Source organism: Aromatoleum tolulyticum (assembly GCF_900156155.1).
In the GTDB taxonomy this organism is placed as follows: Bacteria; Pseudomonadota; Gammaproteobacteria; order Burkholderiales; family Rhodocyclaceae; genus Aromatoleum; species Aromatoleum tolulyticum.
On record NZ_FTMD01000019.1, the window covers coordinates 59,119 to 75,551 of the forward strand.

General features: G+C 67.2%; 18 protein-coding genes. 4 read left to right on the top strand and 14 right to left on the bottom strand.

Annotated elements, in window-relative coordinates; translation table 11 throughout:
- Window positions 1–89 precede the first annotated feature (89 nt).
- Together BW991_RS21110 and BW991_RS21115 are read right to left on the bottom strand one after the other, a co-directional pair.
- Entirely contained in the window at window positions 90–812 is a 723-nt protein-coding gene (locus BW991_RS21110) for a uracil-DNA glycosylase family protein (protein WP_076604088.1), read from the bottom strand.
- Between the two features lie 15 nt (window positions 813–827).
- Window positions 828–2,096 (bottom strand): AmpG family muropeptide MFS transporter, encoded by a 1,269-nt coding sequence (locus tag BW991_RS21115; protein ID WP_076604089.1) that lies wholly within the window; start codon window positions 2,094–2,096, stop codon window positions 828–830.
- A gap of 238 nt (window positions 2,097–2,334) precedes the next feature.
- On the opposite strand from BW991_RS21115, the gene BW991_RS21120 reads away from it, so the two are divergent.
- Window positions 2,335–2,652 carry a hypothetical protein gene (locus tag BW991_RS21120; protein ID WP_076604090.1) on the top strand — a complete coding sequence of 106 codons (318 nt, stop codon included), beginning with the start codon at window positions 2,335–2,337 and terminating at the stop codon, window positions 2,650–2,652.
- Window positions 2,653–2,715: 63 nt separating this feature from the next.
- Here the strand turns inward: BW991_RS21120 and metW are convergent, their stop codons facing one another.
- The 7 genes from metW to BW991_RS21155 form a co-directional block, all read right to left on the bottom strand.
- Window positions 2,716–3,303: a methionine biosynthesis protein MetW gene (gene metW / locus BW991_RS21125; protein ID WP_076604091.1), complete on the bottom strand. Its 588-nt coding sequence runs from the start codon at window positions 3,301–3,303 to the stop codon at window positions 2,716–2,718.
- 2 nt (window positions 3,304–3,305) lie between these two features.
- A complete protein-coding gene (metX, locus tag BW991_RS21130) occupies window positions 3,306–4,433 on the bottom strand; it encodes a homoserine O-succinyltransferase MetX (RefSeq protein ID WP_076604092.1) in 1,128 nt (375 codons plus the stop codon).
- Between the two features lie 176 nt (window positions 4,434–4,609).
- Entirely contained in the window at window positions 4,610–6,340 is a 1,731-nt protein-coding gene (ptsP, locus tag BW991_RS21135; protein WP_076604093.1) for a phosphoenolpyruvate--protein phosphotransferase, read from the bottom strand.
- Window positions 6,341–6,344: 4 nt separating this feature from the next.
- Window positions 6,345–6,614 carry an HPr family phosphocarrier protein gene (locus BW991_RS21140; protein ID WP_076604094.1) on the bottom strand — a complete coding sequence of 90 codons (270 nt, stop codon included), beginning with the start codon at window positions 6,612–6,614 and terminating at the stop codon, window positions 6,345–6,347.
- Between the two features lie 7 nt (window positions 6,615–6,621).
- On the bottom strand, window positions 6,622–7,005 hold the full coding sequence (locus tag BW991_RS21145) for a PTS sugar transporter subunit IIA (protein ID WP_076604095.1): 384 nt from the start codon (window positions 7,003–7,005) through the stop codon (window positions 6,622–6,624).
- 108 nt (window positions 7,006–7,113) lie between these two features.
- Window positions 7,114–7,581 (bottom strand): hypothetical protein, encoded by a 468-nt coding sequence (locus tag BW991_RS21150; protein ID WP_076604096.1) that lies wholly within the window; start codon window positions 7,579–7,581, stop codon window positions 7,114–7,116.
- Window positions 7,582–7,784: 203 nt separating this feature from the next.
- The gene (locus tag BW991_RS21155) at window positions 7,785–9,410 is read right to left on the bottom strand and encodes an ABC-F family ATPase (protein WP_076604097.1); all 1,626 of its coding nucleotides are present in this window, start codon (window positions 9,408–9,410) and stop codon (window positions 7,785–7,787) included.
- 299 nt (window positions 9,411–9,709) lie between these two features.
- Here BW991_RS21155 and BW991_RS21160 point away from each other — a divergent pair, with 299 nt between their 5' ends.
- Window positions 9,710–11,386 carry a sensor domain-containing diguanylate cyclase gene (locus BW991_RS21160; RefSeq protein ID WP_076604098.1) on the top strand — a complete coding sequence of 559 codons (1,677 nt, stop codon included), beginning with the start codon at window positions 9,710–9,712 and terminating at the stop codon, window positions 11,384–11,386.
- A 66-nt stretch (window positions 11,387–11,452) separates the two neighbouring features.
- A complete protein-coding gene (locus tag BW991_RS21165; protein WP_076604099.1) occupies window positions 11,453–12,007 on the top strand; it encodes a DUF3592 domain-containing protein in 555 nt (184 codons plus the stop codon).
- A gap of 7 nt (window positions 12,008–12,014) precedes the next feature.
- Here the strand turns inward: BW991_RS21165 and trhP are convergent, their stop codons facing one another.
- From trhP to BW991_RS21180, 3 genes are all read right to left on the bottom strand, one after another.
- Entirely contained in the window at window positions 12,015–13,370 is a 1,356-nt protein-coding gene (trhP, locus tag BW991_RS21170) for a prephenate-dependent tRNA uridine(34) hydroxylase TrhP (protein WP_076604100.1), read from the bottom strand.
- A 130-nt stretch (window positions 13,371–13,500) separates the two neighbouring features.
- Complete coding sequence (locus BW991_RS21175) at window positions 13,501–14,061, bottom strand: phasin family protein (protein WP_076604101.1); 561 nt, start codon at window positions 14,059–14,061, stop codon at window positions 13,501–13,503.
- A gap of 165 nt (window positions 14,062–14,226) precedes the next feature.
- Window positions 14,227–14,895 (bottom strand): esterase/lipase family protein, encoded by a 669-nt coding sequence (locus BW991_RS21180; RefSeq protein ID WP_076604102.1) that lies wholly within the window; start codon window positions 14,893–14,895, stop codon window positions 14,227–14,229.
- Window positions 14,896–14,980: 85 nt separating this feature from the next.
- On the opposite strand from BW991_RS21180, the gene BW991_RS21185 reads away from it, so the two are divergent.
- Complete coding sequence (locus BW991_RS21185) at window positions 14,981–15,352, top strand: thiol-disulfide oxidoreductase DCC family protein (protein ID WP_076604103.1); 372 nt, start codon at window positions 14,981–14,983, stop codon at window positions 15,350–15,352.
- Window positions 15,353–15,368: 16 nt separating this feature from the next.
- On the opposite strand, the gene BW991_RS24275 is transcribed toward BW991_RS21185, so the two are convergent.
- Together BW991_RS24275 and BW991_RS23955 are read right to left on the bottom strand one after the other, a co-directional pair.
- On the bottom strand, window positions 15,369–15,569 hold the full coding sequence (locus tag BW991_RS24275; protein ID WP_244551775.1) for a hypothetical protein: 201 nt from the start codon (window positions 15,567–15,569) through the stop codon (window positions 15,369–15,371).
- Window positions 15,570–15,646: 77 nt separating this feature from the next.
- Window positions 15,647–16,433: calcium-binding protein (locus BW991_RS23955; RefSeq protein WP_170879147.1), on the bottom strand; the 787-nt coding region annotated here is incomplete at its 5' end.

Genomic DNA, 16,433 nt, shown 5'->3' on the forward strand with positions numbered 1-16,433 from the left:
AAAAGTGCCCGCCGGCGCGCGGCGACGGCACCGCCGCGTCAGTTACGGGGGTGTCATGACGCGCGCCGCCCGCGTGTCCGCGATCCTTGTTACCAGATTCCCAGTTCGGCCAGCTGGCGGCTCGCCGCCTCGGACCAGCCGCGGTTCGCCGCCGGGCTCGCGGGGCTGGGGTGCAGCACGCGGCCGATGCGCAGCTTGCGTCCGTCGAGCGCCGCCGCCGCGCGGGCTTCCGCCCAGGCGCCGATGCCGATCACCCAGTCGGGCGCGAGCGCGTCGATCATGCGGCGCAGGTGCTCGTCGCAGGCCGCGAGCAGCGGTTGCGCTTCGGCCGCCGGCAGCTTGTCCGGCGTCACGTTGCGCCCGCCGTCGAAGAAGGCCAGCGGACAATAGTTGGCAACGAAATGCTCGTCGAAGAACGCCTCGGCAGTGCCGAAGCGTTCGCGGAACAGGCCCCACAGGCGGCGCCCGCTCACTTCCGAGCGTGCACAGTCGAAGCCTTCGACCGGGCGCTTGGGATTCTCCACCGCCGGTTTGCCCACCGGTCCCGCGAGCCCCAGCCAGTCGCGCACCGCGTCGATCTCGCCGAAGGGCACGCCGGTCTGCGCCATGCCGAAGGGGCCCGGATTCATCCCCAGGAACACGATGCGCTTGCGGCCTGCCGCATAACGGCGCAGGTAGCCCTCGTGGATCGGCCAGGCGTAGTCGAGCGGGTTGTAGACGTGGCTCACCGGCGCGGCGAAGCGCATCGCGTCCAGGGTGTCCGACAGCGCGCGCGCCGCGGCGATCAGGGAATCGGCAGTAGTCGTGGTCATCGCAGGAGTAGAGAATCAGGCGCGTCCGGGCGCCGCCGCGATCGCCTTCGCCTCGCCGTTCCACGGCGCGACGCGGATCAACAGCAGCATCCCCGGCAGCGCGAGGAAGAAGCACAGCCAGAAGAAGTCGTACCAGCCCATGCGCTCGACCAGCCAGCCGGCCGACGCATTGATGACGGTGCGCGGCACCGCCATCAGGCTCGTGAACAGCGCCAGCTGGGTCGCCGTGTAGGCGGGGTGGGTCGTGCGCGCCATGAAGGCGACGAAGGCCGTCGTGCCCAGGCCGACGCCCGCCGCCTCGGCCGAGATCACGATCGCCAGCGCCGTCAGGCGCGCCGCGTCCGAAGGGGCCGTCCCCAGCCACGCCAGCCATACGAAGCCGAGGATGCTCGCGACCTGCACGACACCGAACAGCCACAGCGCACGGTTGATGCCCAGCTTCACCATCCAGATGCCGCCGAGGATGCCGCCGATCACCGACGGCCACAGGCCCGCGTTCTTCGCGATCAGGCCGATCTCGGTCTTGGTGAAGCCCATGTCGAGATAGAACGGCGTCGCCAGCGCCGTGCACAGCGAATCGCCGAGCTTGTAGAAGAAGATGAAGGTCAGCACCAGCAGCGCCGACTGCAGCCCGTGGCGGCCGAAGAACTCGCGGAAGGGCTCGACCACCGCGTCGCGCAGCGTGCGCGGCGCGCCGGCCGCGATCGCCGGCTCCTTCACCATCAGGGTCATCACGACCCCCGGCAGCATGAACAGCGCCGTGATGACGAAGACCTGGCTCCACGGCAGGCGGTCGGCGAGGATCAGCGACAGCGAGCCCGGCACCAGCCCCGCGATGCGGTAGGCGTTCACGTGGATCGCGTTGCCCAGCCCGAGCTCCAGCTCGGGCAGGATCTCGCGGCGGAAGGCATCCAGCGCGATGTCCTGCGTCGCCGACAGGAAGGCCAGCGCCGCGGTCAGCGTGACCACCAGCGTCAGGTTCGAGGTCGGCGACAGCTGCCCCAGCCAGGCGATGGCCGCGACCAGCCCCAGCTGCGACACCAGCATCCAGCCGCGCCGCCGTCCCAGCCACGGCAGGATGCCGAAGCGGTCCAGCAGCGGCGCCCACACGAATTTCCACGTGTAGGGGAACTGGATCAGCGCAAACGCCCCGATCGCCTTCAGCGACAGCCCCTCGGTCTTCAGCCACGCCGGCACCAGGTTCAGCAGCAGGTACAGCGGCAGCCCCGACGAGAAGCCGGTGAAGATGCAGATCAGCATCCTGCGGTTGAGCAGGGCGTCCATCCAGGCGGGACGGGAAGATGTCGGGCCGGCGGGGGGCGGAGCGGAGGGAATGGACGGCACGGAATGCTTTCGGCGAGGGGTAGGCGCATTATCCCAGATTGCCGCCGCCCGCGCCGTTGCCGCAGCAGCGGCTTACATTCCGCCGCCGGGGATGCCGCCGCACGGGCTTGCCTGCCTGCGCGACTCGCCCGAGAATGCATGCTCGACACCTAAACACCAAGAACGAGAGGAGAGAGGGATGACGCAGCACATCACCGTGGTTTTCGGCGCAGAGCGCGAATACGAGACGATCGTGTCCGACGCCGACGCGGCCGGTCTCGCGAAGGACCAGGCGCGCGCCTGGCTGTCGGGCGAGTTCGAACGGCTCGAATGCACGCCGTCGAACCCGATGGGCAAGATCCTCGTGCTCGACATGGTCCTCAACGTCGCCAAGTACGGCGGCGAGGATCGCTTCAAGGAGCGCGGCGACTGGGCCAGGCAGTTCGCCACCGCGACCGCCGTCGCGCTGGGCCGCCCGACCGTGCGCGTCGACGTCGCGAACTTCGTCGTCGGCTAGGGCACCACGCCCCGATGAAAAAGGCCCGCTGCGTGCGGGCCTTGTCGTCTCAGCGGGCTGGCCTCAGGCGCCGCGGCCGAGCCGGTACACCGCCACGCTGGCAAGGAAGTTCGGCTCGTCGAGGATCAGCTTGCCCTCGTCGAAGGCGAGGCGCTCGCGCACCGCGATGCCGTTCATCTCGCACAGCGCATCGAAGTCCGAAATCGTGAAGAAGCGCACGTTGGGCGTGTTGAACCACTGGTGCGGCAGGCTCTCCGACACCGGCATGCGGCCGTTGAGGATGCTCTGGCGGTGGCGCCAGTAGCCGAAGTTCGGGAAGCTCACGACCGCCTCGCGCGCGACGCGCAGCATCTCGACGAGGATGCCCTGCGTGTTGTGCATCGCCTGCAGCGACAGGCTCATGATCACGTGGTCGAAGAAGCCGTCCTCGATCCCGGCGAGCCCCTTCTCCATGTCCATCTGGATCACGTTCACGCCGTTGCGCGTGCACGCGAGCAGCTTGTCCGGGTCGTTCTCGACGCCGTAACCCTGCACCTGGCGCACTTCGGCGAGATGCTTCAGCAGGCTGCCGTCGCCGCAGCCGAGGTCGAGCACCTTCTCCCCCGGCGCGATCCACTGGGTGATGACTTCGTAGTCGTAACGGTAGGACATGGCTAAACCTTGATGCGGTCGAAGTAGGCGGTCAGCAGCGCGTGGTACTGCGCTTCGTCAAGCAGGAAGGAATCGTGCCCCGCGTCGCTCTCGATCTCCGCGTAGCTGACGTTGCGCTGGTTGTGCAGCAGCGCATAGACGATCTCGCGGCTCCTCGCGGGCGAGAAGCGCCAGTCGGTGCTGAAGGACACGACGAGGAAGTCGGCCGTCGCGCGCGCCAGCGCCGCCGGCAGGTTGCCGCCGTGCTCGAAGGCCGGGTCGAAGTAATCGAGCGCCTTGGTCGCCAGCAGATAGGTGTTGGCGTCGAAGAAACCCGCGAACTTGTCGCCCTGGTAGCGCAGGTAGGACTCGATCTCGAACTCCACGTCGTAGCTGTAGATCGCCTTGCCGTGGCGCAGGCTGCGACCGAACTTGTCGCCCATCGCGTCATCGGACAGATAGGTGATGTGGCCGACCATGCGCGCGAGCTTGAGGCCGCGCGTCGGCACGACGCCGTGCGCATAGTAGTGCCCGCCGTGGAACTCCGGGTCGGAGAGGATCGCCTGGCGCGCGACCTCGTTGAACGCGATGTTCTGCGCCGTGAGCTTGGGCGCCGATGCGATCACCACCGCGTTGGCGACGCGCTCCGGGTACTGCAGCGACCACGACAGCGCCTGCATGCCGCCCAGGCTGCCGCCGACGATCGCCGCGAAGCGTGCGATGCCCAGCCGGTCGGCGAGCCGCGCCTGCGCCGCGACCCAGTCCTCGACCGTCACGAAGGGGAAATCCGCGCCCCACGGCTGGCCGGTCGCCGGGTTGATCGAGATCGGGCCGGTCGAGCCGTGGCAACCGCCGAGGTTGTTCACGCCGATGACGAAGAACTTGCGCGTGTCGAGCGGCTTGCCGGGGCCGACGAGGTTGTCCCACCAGCCGCTGTTGTTCGGTGCGTCGGCGTAGTGGCCGGCGACGTGGTGGGAACCCGACAGCGCGTGGCACACCAGCACCGCGTTGCTGCGGTCCGCGTTCAGTTCGCCGTAGGTCTCGTAGACCAGTTCGTATTCGGGCAGCGTGCCCCCGCTGCGCAGCTGCAGCGGCTCGGCGAAGTGCGCCCGCTGCGGGACGACGACGCCGACGGATTGGGGTTGGATCATGGCCGTATTCTTGTAAACGAAAAAACCCAGCCGGCTTGGAAAACGCGGACTGGGTCGCCCTCGCTTTAGCCGGATTTATTGAGCGCCCGCAAGCTGTGGTTCAAATCGGCGCTAAGACTCAAAACTATCGCGGGCCGTCACAATTGTCAAACGCCCGCATGCCCCGTGGGAGCGGCTCAATTCGCCAGCCGCATCACCGCATCCCGCACCTTGGATTGCTCGTCCATCTTCAGGATGCGCTGCACGCGCGGTGCCAGCTCGTTCAGGTCGGCGCGCAGCACCTGCTGTTTGATCTCGAGGATGTGGCCGGGATGCATCGAGAAATTGCGCAGCCCCATGCCCAGCAGCAGCAGCGTGTAGGCCGGATCGCCCGCCATCTCGCCGCACACCGACACCGGCAGGCCGAAGCGTGCGCCCGCCTGGATCGTGCCGGCGATCAGCTTCAGCACCGCCGGGTGGAGCGGGTCGTAGAGATGCACGACCGCCTCGTCGGAGCGGTCGATCGCGAGCGTGTACTGGATCAGGTCGTTGGTGCCGATCGACAGGAAGGACAGGCGGCGGATGAACATCCCGAGCGCCAGCGCCGCCGCCGGCACCTCGATCATCCCGCCGATCTCCACGCGCGGGTCGTACTTAAGGCCCTCCGCGTCGAGCTCCGCCTTCGCCTTCGCGATCAACTGCAGCGACTGGTCGATCTCGTGCGCGTGCGCGAGCATCGGGATCATGATCTGCAGCTTGCCATGCACCGAGGCGCGCAACAGCGCGCGCAACTGCGTCTTGAACATCTGCGGTTCGGCCAGCGAGTAGCGGATCGCGCGCAGCCCCAGCGCCGGATTCGGCTCGAAGCGCGCGCTGACGCCGTTCAGCGCCTTGTCGGCACCGACATCGAAGGTACGGATCGTCACCGGCTTGCCCGGCAGCGACTTCAGCACCGTGCGGTAAGCCTCGTACTGCTCGTCCTCGTCGGGCAGCGCGTCGCGGCCGATGAACAGGAACTCGGTGCGGTACAGGCCCACTCCGTCGGCGTTGACGGCCTTCACCTGGTTCAGGTCCTTCGGTCCTTCGATGTTCGCCAGCAGGTTCACGTCCTCGCCGTCGAGCGTCGTCGCGGGCGTGTCCTTCAGGCGGTTGAGCTTCGAGCGCTCCAGCTCGAGCTCGCTGCGGCGCAGGCGGTATTCCTCGACGATGCGCTCGTCGGGCGCGACGATCACGACGCCGCGCGTGCCGTCGATGATCAGCAGCTCGTCTTCCTCGACCAGCTGGCGGATGTGGTGCAGGCCCACCACCGCGGGGATGCGCAGGCTGCGCGCGACGATCGCCGTATGGCTGGTCGGGCCGCCGACGTCGGTGACGAAGCCGCCGATGTTGTGGTCGCGGAAGCCGATCGTGTCCGCCGGCGACAGGTCGTGCGCGACGATGATCGTGCCCAGCCCGTCGCGCCGCTTCGGCGGCAGGTGGCCGGGGTGGCCCAGCAGCACCTTCACGATGCGCTCGACCACCTGCACGACGTCCGCCTTGCGCTCGCGCAGGTAGGGATCCTCGATCTGGTCGAACTGCTCGACGACCAGCTCCATCTGCTGCACCAGTGCCCACTCGGCATTGCAGCGCCGCTCGGAGATCAGGACGCGCGCGGCCTCGACCAGCATCGGGTCGCCCAGCATCATCAGCTGCAGGTCGACGAAGGCGCCCACCTCGCTGTGCGGCTGGCCGGCAGTCGCGGCGGCCTTCAACCCCACCAGCTCGCCCTGCACGGTCGCGACGGCCTCGTTCAGCCGCTCCACTTCCTCGGGCAGGTATTTCGCCGCGACGTGGTAGTGGTTCACCTCCAGCATCGCGTGCGACACCAGGTGGACGTGGCCGATCGCGATGCCCTGGGAGACGGGGAGCCCGTGGATCGTGAAGGGCATCGGCCTATTCCCCTTCGCCGAAGCGGTCGGCGATGAGCTCGAGGATCGCCTCCAGCGCCTTGTCCTCGTCCTGGCCGGCGGTCTCGATGGCGATCGTCGCGCCGCGTGCGGCCGCCAGCATCATGACGCCCATGATGCTCTTGGCATTGACGCGGCGCCCGTTGCGTTCGAGCCAGATGTCGGCCCCGAAGCTGCTCGCGAGCTGCGTCAGTTTTGCCGACGCACGCGCATGCAGGCCCAGCTTGTTGATGATTTCGGTTTCCGCTCTCGGCATGTCATTCTCACTTCATATGCAGCACGCCCTCGCAGCCGCCGGTAATGGCGCGCTCGACGAGCGTGTTCATGTCCCTTTCCCGGTAGGTCAGCACCCGCAGCAGCATCGGCAGATTCACGCCGGCAATGCCTTCCACGCGCCCCGGCTCCAGCAGTTTGCGTGCGACGTTCGCCGGAGTGGCACCGAAGATATCCGTGAGTATCACGACGCCATGCCCCTTGTCGACAGTCGCGAGCAGCCGGCGTGCCTCCGGCAATATGTCGAGCGGATCGTCCTGGCCGGAAAGTCCGAGCTGGATGACGTTGTCGGGGCGCCGGTTCAGCACGTGGCAGGCGCACTGGATCAGCGCCTCGCCGAGCGTGCCGTGGGTAATGAGGAAAATGCCGATCATGTTCGCCGACGACCTTGGGGTGTCGTCGATTGTAGCCGACTCGGCGCGGATGGCTGTGGTGAGCGATGCGCGGCCGCGCGACGCCCTGCCCGCCGGCCCTTCAGGACGCTACAGGTTGTGGCAGGTGAGACACAGCAGGCGGTCGCCGCCCGCTCGGCGCACGTAGTCGGCGGCGCGCTGCGGGTCGGGAGGCGTCAGGCCGTGCTCGACGTGACAGGACGCACAGTCGATCACCCACGTGTCCGTGATGGCGGTGCTTTTCTGCTTGCCCTTCGCGCGCGTCGTCGTCCCGGTGCCGGTCGTGTCGGACAGGACGCTGCTGCTGAAGAGCTGGATTTCGTCCGGGTCGGGCACGCCGTTGCCGTTGTTGTCGAAGAACAGGATGCCCGTCGCGCTCGTGGTGGCCGGCAGGTGATAGTCGGCGCGTATCGGGTAGTTCACCCGCACCGGATGGTGTCCGGGATCGACGAAATATCCCGTCAGGTCCGGGGTGGTGCTGTCGACGTTTGTCGCGTAATGACAGGTGCGACAGTCCGAATAATCGGCACGCGCGGGCCCGGCGCCGTAAATCGCCATCGTTGCCGCCAACAGCAAGGAAATGCCCCGTGTCTTGACCAACACCAGCCGCCCATGAGAAAGGCTCCCCGCAAGGGGATACGAGCCGCGGAATATACCTGCGGCTTAGGCGGTGTGCAAGAAAATATGCAAATCGATTCGATCAGAACTCGAATCGACTATGCGTTGGGGAATTTGACCCGGCTTGCGCCGGGTCGCGAGGCTTATTCCAGTCCCTGGCTGGCGAGGTATTCCTCGTAGGTGCCGCGGTAATCGACGATGGTTCCGTCGAGCTTGATCTCGATGACGCGGGTGGCCAGCGAGGACACGAACTCGCGGTCGTGCGAGATGAACACGAGCGTGCCGGAAAACTTCTCGAGGCCGGTGTTGAGCGACTCGATGGATTCCATGTCGAGGTGGTTGGTCGGCTCGTCCATCAACAGCACGTTCGGGCGCGACAGCATCAGCTTGCCGAACAGCATGCGGCCCTGTTCGCCGCCGGAGATGACATTGACGGGCTTCCTGACCTCGTCGCCGGAGAACAGCAGGCGGCCGAGGGTGCCGCGGATCAGGGTCTCGAGGTCCTCGCCGGTGGCGGAGGCCGTGACGCGCGCGTACTCCGCGATCCATTCGGTGAGCTTCTCGGTGCCGGCGAAGTCGGCCGAGTGGTCCTGCGCGTAGTAGCCGGGCTTGGCCTTTTCGGCCCACTTGACGCTGCCCTTCTGCGGCTCGAGGACGCCGAGCAGCAGCTTCATCAGCGTGGTCTTGCCGACGCCGTTCTCGCCGATGATCGCGACCTTCTCGCCCGCCTCGATGGCGATCGAGAACTTGTTGATGAGCGGCTTCTCCATGCCCTCGTAGGCGAAGGACAGGTTGTCGACCTCGCACGCGAGGCGGTGCAGCTTGTCCTTGTCGTCGTAGTCGAAGCGGATCCACGGGTACTGGCGGGACGAGGGCTTGACGTCCTCGGGCTTGAGCTTGTCGATGAGCTTCAAGCGGCTGGTGGCCTGCTTGGCCTTGGACTTGTTGGCCGAGAAGCGGCGCACGAATTCCTGCAGGTCCTGGATCTTTTCCTTGGCGCGGGCATTGGCAGCGCTCTGGCGCTCGCGCGCGAGGGTCGACGCTTCCATGTAGTCGTCGTAGTTGCCGGCGTACACGGTGATCGTGCCGTAGTCGAGGTCCGCCATGTGCGTGCACACCTGGTTCAGGAAGTGGCGGTCGTGCGAGATGATCACCATCGTGCTGTTGCGCTCGTTGAGCACGTCTTCGAGCCAGCGGATGGTGTTGATGTCGAGGTTGTTGGTCGGTTCGTCGAGCAGCAGGATGTCGGGGTTCGCGAACAGCGCCTGGCACAGCAGCACGCGCAGCTTCCAGCCCGGCGCGACGTTCTTCATCGGGCCGTTGTGCAGTTCGGTGCCGATGCCCACCCCCAGCAGCAGCTCGCCGGCGCGCGCTTCGGCGGTGTAGCCGTCGTACTCGGCGAACTTGCTTTCGAGTTCGGCCGCGTGCATGTAGTCGTCCTCGGTCGCCTCGGGGTTCGCGTAGATCGCGTCCTTCTCCGCCATGCAGGCCCACATTTCCGTGTGGCCCATCAGCACGACGTCGAGCACGCGCATGTCCTCGTAGCCGAACTGGTCCTGGCGCAGGTAGGCCATGCGCTCGTGCGGGTCCTTGGAGACGTTGCCGGCGCTCGATTCGAGCGCGCCGCACAGGATCTTCATGAACGTCGACTTGCCCGCGCCGTTTGCGCCGATCAGGCCGTAGCGGTTGCCTTCGCCGAACTTGACGGAGACGTTCTCGAACAGGGGCTTGGCCCCGAACTGCATGGTGATGTTGGCGGCGACGAGCACGGCGGATCCTGATTTTCAGTTAAAACAAAGCCTTGCATTGTAGCGCAGATGGAGGCAGACGGCTCTCGCGGATCCGGTCCGGCGGTGTCTCGTCCCGTCGGATGCTCCCCCACGGCGTCATGCGAGAGGCGATCGATTCGCGCGAATATTCCACGAAATCAGTCGGATAGATACGACTTTTGCCATATGTACGAGCTCACGGGAGAAGAATAGAGTGCACTCACTGACACTCGATCCGGCGCCGGAGGCTCGGCGAGCGAGCGCCCGTTACGGGCGCGGGAGATCGGGGGGGAGGAATCGTGGACAGCGAGGAAGGGCCGCAGCTGCGCAGAGGCGACAATCCGCTGTACGCGGTGCTGCTCCTGGCGTGGATGTTGTTCAGCGTGTCGCTGTTCGCACTGGTGCTGCGCGGGGCGTGGGAAGACATCCGCGCCGAGTTCCAGGCCGATGCCGAGGCGGACATCGAGCTGCTGCGCGACCGTCTGCGGACCAACGATGCCCTGCTGTCGGGTTTCGTCGCCTTTCTCGACGTGCTCGGGGCGCCGACGCAGGAGCAGATGGTCGGTTTTGCGAGCCGCCTGCTGGGCGAACATCCGCATATCTACATGCTCGAGGTGGTCGAGAAGGTGCCCGCGCGGGCGCGGGGCGACTTCGAACGGGCGCTCGCGCAGCGGGTAGGCCCGGGCGCCCGGATCGGCAGCTTCAACTATCAGGACGGCAGGCGGTGGCAGGACGTGCCGGAGAAGGCGGCCTATTTCCCGGTCAGCTTCCTGTGGCCGCAAACGCCCGAAGCCCTGCCGGTGCACGGCCTCGATCTCGATTCGGTGCCGCATCTGCGCGACGCGCTGCGGCGCGCCGAGGCAAGCGGGGCGGCGGTATCCACGCGGCCGTTCGCGCTGATCGAGGGGCCGCTGGCCTACGTGGTGATGAAACGCACCGACACGGCACGCTCCATCCTGCGGGGGCCGGAGGCCGAGCAGCGCTACGCGCTGCTCGTCGTGAAGGCCGATTCGATGGTTCCGGGCCGCCGCAACGCGCGTACCGCCCACGTGCTGCGCCTGCTGGGGGAGGCCGGGCCACAGGATCCGCCGCTCTACGCGATGCTGGCGACGCAGCCGGCGAGTGCGCTGGAGCGCCGCCTGCTGCCGAGGTTCACGCTGAACGTGGAGGATGTCAGCACATCGCAGCCGGTGCGCCTGACGGTGACGCGCCAGTTGCGCCTGTCGGACATCCGCAGCGAGCCTCTGTTGCTGGCGATCGGTCTCGCCGCCGCCACGCTCGCCGTGCTGGTGCTGTACCTGCGCCGCCATCGGGCGGCGGTTGTCCGCGAGCGCGAGCGCCTCGAGCGGGCGACCCACAGTGCGCTGCACGACCCGCTGACCGGGCTGCCCAACCGGCGTCTGTTCTACGATCGCGTCGGTCAGGCGAGCGCGCACTGGCGGCGTACCGGCGAGGGGTTTGCGCTGTTCTTCGTCGATCTCGACCGTTTCAAGGCGGTGAATGACAGCTATGGCCACGACGTCGGCGACATGGTGCTGAGCACCGTCGCCGCGCGCATGCGCGCCAGCGTGCGCGAGACCGATACGATAGCGCGTATCGCGGGTGACGAATTCGTCGTGCTCCTGCCGGGCATGACGGAGCATGCGGCCGCGGAGCCGGTCGCGGCGAAGCTGCTCGCCGCCGTCGCGCAACCGGTGGAGTTGCGTGACGGACTTGTCCTGCAGCTCACCGCCAGCCTGGGGGTGAGCGTGTGCCCCGAGCACGGCAGCGCGCCCGAGGAGCTGGTCCGCCACGCGGACGCGGCGATGTACGAAGACAAGCGCAGCGATCAGGAGGCCGCGCGCACCCCGGCGGCGGGTGAGGGCACGTGCGGGGAGGCGCGGGCGCCGCGTCTGCGCATCGTTCGCAAGCTCATACGACGTTCCGCTGCCGCGGGCATGACGGAAGATCGGAAGAAAGTCTCACGCCGCCACTAGTTTCGGTGGCGTGACCAGGGGTTCCGCAGCAGACTTTGATCATATTGTCTGCCCCTGACTCCGACTTTGACCGCACGACTCGCCAACGTCTTCGTTCACCTGGTCTATCCCCTGATCGGGGTGTGCCTGCTCACGGCAGGGCTGTGGGGCGTGCTGTCCTTCGGCATCCTGCCGGCGGTCACGATGGTGCGCAGCCTCGGTTGGCAGCCCCAGCCGGCGCAGCTCGAAAGCGCCACGCTGCGCCATCCGTCCTCGCTCCTGCAGCCGCCGCTCGATACGCTGGAGGTCCGGTATCGCTACATGCACGGCGGGGTCGAGTATTCGGAAATGTGTCTCGATGCGCAGTTCGGTCTGTATCTGCCCACGGCAGGCGAAGGGGTGCTGGCGCAATTGCTGGCGTCGCCCGAACTGACGATCTGGGTGAATCCCGATGCGCCTGCCGAGGCGCTGGCGCGGCGCGACTTCCGCTGGTCGGTGTTCCTGTTCGTGATCCCCGCCTTGGCCATGGGGATCATTGGCGGCCGGATGCTCTACATCGCCATGCTGGCGTGGAACCACATGTCGGCATCCGGCGCAGAGCGGCCCGCGACGGGCGACGACGGGGCCCCGCGCAGGGAGTGAGCGCCTGCTAGAGGAGGCGCGCGATGAAGCACGGTGAGTCGGCGCGCGCGCCTTGCGGCAGTGGCAGGCGCACGCGCCGGCCGGCTCCGGGGATGCGCGCGAGCGCTTCGCCGTCGAGGTTTTCGAGGCGCTCGAGCGGGGCGACGATGTTGCCCTGCGGCTGCACGAATTCGAGCCGGTCGCCGATGCCGAAACCGTTCTTCACTTCGATTTCGGCGAGGCCGCTGGTGGCGTCGACGCCCAGCACTTCGCCGACGAACAGGCTGCGCCCCGACTCGGAGTGGCCGCGCAGGTAGTTCTGGTGTTCCGGGGTGTGGTGGCGCTGGTAGAAGCCGTCGGTGTAGCCGCGGTTCGCGAGGCCTTCGAGCTCGCCGAGGAGGCGCATGTCGAACGGGCGGCCCGCCGCTGCGTCGTCGATCGCGCGGCGGTAGCCCTGGCTCGCGCGGGCGACGTAGTAGGGGCTCTTGGTGCGGCCCTCGATCTTCAGCGAATCGACGCCGATCGCGACGAGGCGCTCGACGTGCTCGACGGCGCGCAGATCCCGGGAGTTGAGGATGTAGGTGCCGTGCTCGTCTTCCTCGATCGGCATCAGCTGGCCGGGGCGGGTGCCTTCCTCGAGGAGGTAGACGCGCGAGGCGGACTCGTGACGTGCGCCGCCGCCGAGCGCGTTGCCGTCGGGGTCCGGCGCGCCCTTGCCGCAGGCGTGCAGGTCACCCGAACCGTCTTCGTTCGCCTCATGCACCTTGTAGTCCCAGCGGCAGGAGTTCGTGCACGTGCCCTGGTTGGGGTCGCGGTGGTTGAAGTAGCCCGACAGCAGGCAGCGGCCCGAATAGGCGACGCACAGCGCGCCGTGCACGAAGACTTCGAGCTCCATGTCGGGGCAGGCCTGGCGGATGTCCTCGATCTCGTCGAGCGACAGTTCGCGCGACAGGATGATGCGCTTGATGCCGACGGACTGCCAGAAGCGCACCGCGGCGTAGTTCGTCGTGTTGGCCTGCACCGACAGATGCACCTCGACCTCGGGCCAGCGCTCGCGCACCATCATGATCAGGCCGGGGTCGGCCATGATCAGCGCGTCGGGCTTGAGCGCGACGACCGGTTCCATGTCGGCGACGAAGCTGCGCACCTTGCTGTTGTGCGGGTAGATGTTGCTGACGAGGTAGAAGGCCTTGCCCGCGGCGTGCGCCTCGTCGATGCCGGTCGCGAGGGCATCGAGCTTGTCGAAGCTGTTGTTGCGCACGCGCAGCGAGTAGCGCGGCTGGCCGGCGTAGACCGCGTCGGCACCGTAGGCGAAGGCGGTGCGCATCATCTGCAGGGAGCCGGCGGGGGCGAGGAGTTCGGGGGCGCGGGGGGAGGTCGTCATTGTTGTAGTGGGTTGCGTGCTGCCGGGGAAGCGCGCAAGGATAACCGGAAACGACTCCGGCGCCCGAAGGCGCCGGAGGGGGCGGCCCGGTGTGGCAGGGGCCGCCGTGCGGGGAGTGCCCCGCGGATGATCAGGCCGACTTCTTGGCCTTGGGCGTGGCGGCCGGTGCGCTCACCGCATCGACGGCGGCGCGGGCGGTCGCTGCGACGTTGGCTTCGGTGAACTGGATGACCTTGCGGGTCGCCTTATTCACGGTGTCGTAGGCCGAGTTGGCGGCGGCGATCGCCGACTGCACCGCGGCGACGGCCGCTTCGGAGCCGGCCGGGGCGGACTTGGCGGCCTTTTCGAGCGCGACGCCGATGGCCTTGTTCACTTCCGCGTACTGGGTTTCGTAGGGCGCGGCCGCTTCTTCGACGCCCTGGGCGAGGATCTCGTAGCTGCTGCGGAACCACGCCAGCGCCTTTTCGGCCGTCGGGCGGCCGAGCGATGCGGATACGGTCACCAGCTCGTTCGGGGTCTTCACCGACAGCAGTGCATGCACGGCGGCGATGCCGTCTTCGAGGGCGCCGCGGCTGGCGTTGATGTTCAGTGCAGCGAGGCGCTCGAAGGTGTCGAAGCTGCTGCGGGTGGAGGCTTCAACGGCGGCAAAGGCGTTCTTCGAGGCGCTGGCGAAAGTTTCGTTGGTGATCATGGTATTTCTCCTGTTGGGGCGGGGGTCATCGTCTGCGGGCCCACTGCTGCCGGCAGGTTTTGTTGCAATGCACAATTTCATTGTAACGGGTAGGGAAATCCCGTCAAGAACTATTTTGTGCGGCGCAGCAAAAATCCCCGAACGAAGGCCGGCCGGGGGCCCGGATCAGGGCTGGATGCCTTGTCCGGCCGGGCTTTCCGCCGCGTCGTGGGCGAACGTGCCGGTGTGCAGGAAGGCCGCGACCTGGTCCGCGCAGCGTGCGGACAGGAGCATTTCCATGTGGCTCACGTGCAGCGTGACGGCGTCGCGCGCGCCGGCGACGCGGGTCTCCTCGACGGTCACGATGCCGTCGTGGGGCCGCGGCAGTCCGACCAGGGCGCCGGCGAGCCCGATCGGTCGGCTGCCCGAGATGACGCCGATCTCGACGCCGGGCAGTTGCGGTCGCGGGGCGGGGAGCCAGTCGTGCATCGAGCGCCCGATGAGCGCGGAAATGCCGGGAACGCGCTGCAGTCCGGTCGCGCTGCGCGATGCGCTCCAGGGCGGGCCCATGAGGACGCAGCGGCGCACCCGCGCGTCGGGATGGCGGGCGAGCGCGTTGGCGATGACGATGCCGCCCAGGCTGTGACCGACGAGGTGGATGGGGTCTGCGTGCAGGCCGGCGAGGAAGCGCGACAAGGCGTCCGCGTTGGCGAGGAGGCCGTGCCGCACCGAGGGGTAGGACCATGCGTGCGTGAGGAAGCCGCTGCGTTCGAGGCGGCGCCGCAGGAGGCCGAACACGAGCCCGTGCATCCACAGGCCGTGAACGAGCACGACGGTTTCGGTGGCAGGGTTCATGCCGCAGGACTGTAGCGGATATTGCCCCTGGCACGAAGGGCGGGGACGGGCAGTCAAACCTGTGTGGAGGTCACGGAGCGAGCCGATGGCGGAGCGGGAAGAACGGATCACCGTCTATTACGACGGCGCGTGCCCGCGCTGCGTACGCGACCGTGCGCAGTACGAGCGGCTGGCGGGCGAGGCGGGCGAGGACACCTGCTGGGTGGATATCACCGGGCGCGATGCGGAGTTGCGCGCGCTGGGCATCGACCCCGATACCGCGCTGCGCGAGTTGCACGTGCGCGATGGCGAGGGGCGCGTGCGGCGCGAGCTGGATGCCTACATCCTGCTGATGGCACGCGTGCCGCTGCTGCGTCCGCTGGCCTGGCTGATCGGTCTGCCGGGGCTGCGGACGCTGCTGTCGCGCTGGTATCGCGCGAGTGTGCTGCGGCGGCTGCGTGCCGAGCGCCGGCTGTGAGCACCACATCCGGCCGTTAGGCGGCGCGCAACAGGAACTCGACGTTCACGGCTTCAAACGGAAAGACGATCTGGCTGTCTTCGGTGCGGTCGAGCATGCCAGCGTTGAGCAGCGCGGTTACGTCACCGTGAACAGCCTTTACTTTAGCGAAACAGTGGTCTGCCCCTAATGCCGTTCGGCGATACGGCCTTTTCGCCGAACAAAAAAATAGACGCACCGGAAACTCCCGGCGCGTCTGGGTAACATTGTCGGACTGCCGGCGAGGGTTGAACTCCCCGCCAGCTCCGGACGACCTCAGCTGACGAGGAAGTCCGACGCCGACAGCGACGGGGTTCCCGACAGCGTAGCGAACTGCACCGCCTGGCCGGCGCCGTTGGCGTCCTGATCGTAGTACAGCGCGCCCGTCGTGCTGTTGTAGATCAGGTAATCATTGGCGTCGGCTGCGGCAGTGATGTCGGCTCCACCGATGAACCAACCTGCATTCAGCGCACCCGTCGTGGTCAGCGACGTGAAGACCGCATTCTCCAGCTGGATGTCATCTACTCCAGCCGCAAAGTCGGTAATGGTGTCGAGGTTCGTGTTGGCATTGAGCGCGGTATCGAACCGGAAGATGTCATTACCGGCGCCGCCGGTCAGCACGTTGTTGCCGGCATTACCGGCCAGCGTGTTTGCAGCTGCGTTGCCGGTGCCGTTGATCGCGGCCGATCCGGTCAACGTCAGGTTCTCGACGTTGGCGGCGAGCGTATGGCTGACGGTGCTGATCACGGCGTCGGTGCCTTCGCTGCTGTTCTCCACGATCACGTCGCCCGCGTTGTCCACGTAGTAGGTGTCGTCACCCCACTTGCCAATCATCGTATCTGCGCCGGCTCCGCCATTCAGCGTGTCGTGGCTATATGCGGCCGCCGCCGTCAGCACGTTGTTGAGATCGTTGCCTGTCCCGCTCATGTTAGAGAGGTAAGTTCCATTCAACGTCAGATTCTCGACGTTCGCGCCCAGGGTGAAGCTCACGCTGCTGATCACCGTGTCCGTGCCTTCGCCCGCGTTCTCAACCACGGTGTTACCCGCTTGAACGTAATAGGTG